The organism is Dietzia sp. DQ11-38-2 (assembly GCF_014145055.1).
Lineage (GTDB): Bacteria > Actinomycetota > Actinomycetes > Mycobacteriales > Mycobacteriaceae > Dietzia.
Window position 1 is genome coordinate 1 of the sequence record NZ_JAALDW010000068.1, and the last position, 3,531, is coordinate 3,531.

The 3,531-nt window shown below is 71.5% G+C and carries 5 protein-coding genes; 3 read left to right on the top strand and 2 right to left on the bottom strand.

Annotated features, from left to right (window positions below; translation table 11 throughout):
* Positions 1 to 515: acyl-CoA dehydrogenase family protein (locus tag G6026_RS02890; RefSeq protein WP_182612214.1), on the bottom strand; the 515-nt coding region annotated here is incomplete at its 3' end.
* Positions 516 to 596: 81 nt separating this feature from the next.
* Between G6026_RS02890 and G6026_RS02895 the strand changes: the two genes are divergently transcribed.
* Entirely contained in the window at positions 597 to 1,595 is a 999-nt protein-coding gene (locus G6026_RS02895; RefSeq protein WP_107757569.1) for a glucosyl-3-phosphoglycerate synthase, read from the top strand.
* Between the two features lie 76 nt (positions 1,596 to 1,671).
* On the opposite strand, the gene G6026_RS02900 is transcribed toward G6026_RS02895, so the two are convergent.
* Positions 1,672 to 2,304 (bottom strand): class I SAM-dependent methyltransferase, encoded by a 633-nt coding sequence (locus G6026_RS02900; protein ID WP_182612215.1) that lies wholly within the window; start codon positions 2,302 to 2,304, stop codon positions 1,672 to 1,674.
* 72 nt (positions 2,305 to 2,376) lie between these two features.
* Here G6026_RS02900 and G6026_RS02905 point away from each other — a divergent pair, with 72 nt between their 5' ends.
* Complete coding sequence (locus G6026_RS02905; protein WP_182612216.1) at positions 2,377 to 3,048, top strand: PIG-L deacetylase family protein; 672 nt, start codon at positions 2,377 to 2,379, stop codon at positions 3,046 to 3,048.
* Between the two features lie 95 nt (positions 3,049 to 3,143).
* The coding region (locus G6026_RS02910; protein WP_182612217.1) for a methyltransferase domain-containing protein at positions 3,144 to 3,531 on the top strand (388 nt) is incomplete at its 3' end.

Here is a 3,531-nt window from a genome sequence, read left to right on the forward strand (position 1 = left end):
CCCTCGACCCGCGCGGTGGCCGCCATGTTGGAGGCGTCGGAGGAGGCCACCTCCGGCTCCGTCATGAGGAAGGCGCTGCGGATCCTCCCGTCCAGGAGCGGGTCCAGCCATCGGTCCTTCTGCTCCTGCGACCCATACTTGAGCAAGACCTCCATGTTGCCGGTGTCCGGGGCGTTGCAGTTGAACACCAGGGGCGCGACGAACGAGCGCCCCATCTCCTCCGCGACGGGCGCGTAGTCGGTGTTGGTCAGGCCGGTTCCGCCGTGGGTCCCGTACCGCTTCGCGTAGGGACCCTCGTGTCCGGCGGGCAGGAAGAGGTTCCACAGTCCCTGCTCGCGCGCCCTGGCCTGCAGATCGGTGATCCGCGGATCGACCGCCCAGGGGTCCTCGCCGGCCAGACGGCGGCGGGCGATGTCGGCGTGGATCCCCGGCTCGAGCGGAGCGATGTGCGTGTCGATGAACTCGCGGACCGCCGCGGTGAGCTCGGCCGCGCGGGGTGAGGGTGAGAAGTCCATGCTGTGCATCGTGGCACACCCGGGTGAACGGGGCCGTCCCACGGCGGCGGCTCGGCGGATACCTCTGGCAGGATCGCGGAGGTGAGCGAGAACGCGCGAACCCCCCTCGCGGACCGGGTCGACCCGATCCGCGACTGGTCGGCGCGACGCACCTACCGGGCGGGTGACTTCCGCGCCGAGGACCTCGTCGCGGCCAAGGCCGGCCGCCGGGTGTCCGTCGTGCTCCCGGCCCGGAACGAGGAGTCCACGGTCGGCGTGATCGTCGCCGCGCTTCAGGCCGAGCTGGTGGAGCGGGTGCCACTCATCGACGAGGTGGTGGTGATCGACTCCCACAGCGCGGATCGCACAGCGCACGTGGCCCGTGCCGCCGGCGCGAGAGTGGTGGCGCAGGGAGATGTGCTGCCCGCACTGGGAGACGTCCCGGGAAAAGGCGAGGCGCTGTGGAAATCCCTCGCAGCCACCGACGGGGAGTTCGTCGTGTTCCTCGATTCCGACCTGCGCGACTTCGACCCGGCGTTCGCGATCGGACTGCTGGGCCCGCTGCTCACCGACCCCGGGGTGGTGTTCAGCAAGGGCGCCTACGAGCGTCCTCTCGACGACGGCCGCACCGTCCTGCCGGCGGGCGGGGGACGGGTGACCGAGCTCGTCGCCCGACCTCTGTTGGCCACCCACTGGCCCGCACTCGCCGGGTTCGTGCAGCCGCTGGCCGGCGAGTACGCCGGGACCCGTCACGCCCTCGAATCCATCCCGTTCGCCGGCGCATACGGGGTGGACATCGGGATCTTGGTGGACCTGTTCGAGGCGTTCGGCCTCGATGCGCTCGCCCAGGTGGACCTCGGTCGACGCACCCACCGACACTCCCCCGATTCGGCGCTGGCGGTGATGGCGATGCACCAACACCTCGCGGTACTCAGCCGCCTGCGGCGCCACGGTCGGGCACCGGACACCCACGCCCCCGGTGACACGCTCACCCTGCACAGGCGCGATCCCGTCGGAGGCGGGTTCCACGCCGAGACCGTCGACGTCTCCCCCGGTGAACGGCCCCCGATGAGCGAGGTCCGCGAAGAATTGACCCGGTGAGCGCTCCCCGCGCCCTCCAGCCCCGACCCGACCCGACCCGACCCGACCGGGGAGTGTGCGGTAGCCGGTCGTGCCGCTAGCGACGCCGCGCCGAACCGCTGAGGATCGGCGTCAGCTGGAGTACCGGCGGGAACGTCCGGGTCCTGAGCCCGGTGACGTCGAACCCGGCCTCGGTCAGCGCCCGACCGGTGTCCCGGTTCGGTCGACACCCCCCGCCGAGCCGACTCCACACCGGCGCGATCCGGTCGGCCACGCGTCCCAGTCGGCCCTCTGCCCTGACGTGTTCGAACAGACGTAGTTCTCCCCCGGGGGCGAGTACCCGATCCGCCTCGGCGAGGGCGGCCGGGACGTCGGGGACCGTGCACAGGACGAGACCGAAGACCACCGCATCGGCCTCTCCGTCCGCGAGCGGGAGCGCCTCCGCCACCGACTCCACCACCTCGACCGGCACAGACGCACGCGCCGCGTAGCGCCGCGCGTGGGCACGGAGATGCGGGTCCGGCTCGATCGCCACCACCCTCGTGACCTGCGGGGGATAGTGCTCGAAGGTGACCCCGCTGCCTGCCCCCACCTCCACCACCGTTCCCGACAGACCGGAGACCAGGCGCCGCCGGGATCTGGCGAGCCCGATGCGCTCGAGAACGGGGCTGGCGATCACCCATGCGCGGGCGAAGAGCGAGACATCGGTCCGATCGTGGGAGGCCTTCATGAGAAGATACGGTACCGGGTATCCAACGACCCGGAACGGCAATTCACCGTCGACGATGAGGGGGCTCGGACCATGGAGAACACGAGCATACTGCCGGGGTGGCGGGCGGTCCTGGCCGTGGTCGCGCACCCCGACGACGAATCCTTCGGCCTCGGCGCGGTGCTCTCGACCTTCGCCGGGGCAGGCTCGCTCGTGGACGTCCTCTGCCTGACCAGGGGCGAGGCGTCGACCCTCCACGGTGTCGAAGGAGACCTGTCACTGATTCGCGAGAGCGAACTGCGGGCTGCTGCCGATGCGCTCGGGGTCCGACGGGTCACCCTGCTGGGCCACCCCGACGGCGGTGTGGCGGCTCTCCAGCCGACCGTCCTCGACGGCGACGTCGAGCGCGCACTGGAGCAGACCCGGCCCGACGGTCTCGTCGTCTTCGACTCCACCGGCATCAGCGGACACCCGGACCACGTGGCGGCAACCGCGGCCGCCGTCCGGGCGGGCGACCGGCACGGACTTCCCGTACTGGCGTGGACCCTCCCTGACGAGATCTGCGCCAGCCTCGCCTCCGAGGGGTACGCCGGATTCCTCGGTCGGCGCAGCGGGGAGATCGACCTGGCGCTGACCGTCGACCGTACGGCGCAACAGGCCGCGGTGGACTGTCACCCGAGTCAGGCCGTGCCGGGCAGTGTCCTGTGGAGGAGACTGGAGTTGCAGGGCGACACGGAACACCTGCGGTGGCTCCGACGCCCGTGAGCCGTGCCACCCCTCCGCGGCGGGATCACCCGGGTACGCCCCCGACCCAGTAGAAGTAGAACCGAGCAGACGCAGCACCGAAAGGACCGCCGCACGTGGACGCCTCCGAATGGAACGCCCGATACCTCGCCCAGCCCGACGTGTGGGGCACCACCCCCGCGGCACGCATCGTCGCGGAGGTGACCGGTGCCGAGGACGCCGGCCTGCCCGTGGACACCGCGGTGGACCTGGCGTGCGGCGACGGACGGCACGCGCGGTGGCTGGCCGCGCACGGATGGCGGGTCTCAGCCGTCGACTTCTCCGAGGTCGCGATCGATCAGGCCCGAGCCAAGGACTCCGATGACGGCCGTACCGGCAGCGTCGACTGGGTGGTCGGTGACGCCACCACCTGGGAGCCGGAGGAGTCGGTGGACCTCGTCGTCATCGGGTTCCTCCACCTGGACATGGACAGCCTGGTCCGGGTCCTGCGCAACGCCGGCGGGA

Excerpts from the sequence above, each read along its gene's own strand:
- G6026_RS02900 (WP_182612215.1), bottom strand. The coding sequence starts at position 2,304 with ATGAAGGCCTCCCACGATCGGACCGATGTCTCGCTCTTCGCCCGCGCA.
- G6026_RS02905 (WP_182612216.1), top strand. The coding sequence starts at position 2,377 with ATGGAGAACACGAGCATACTGCCGGGGTGGCGGGCGGTCCTGGCCGTG.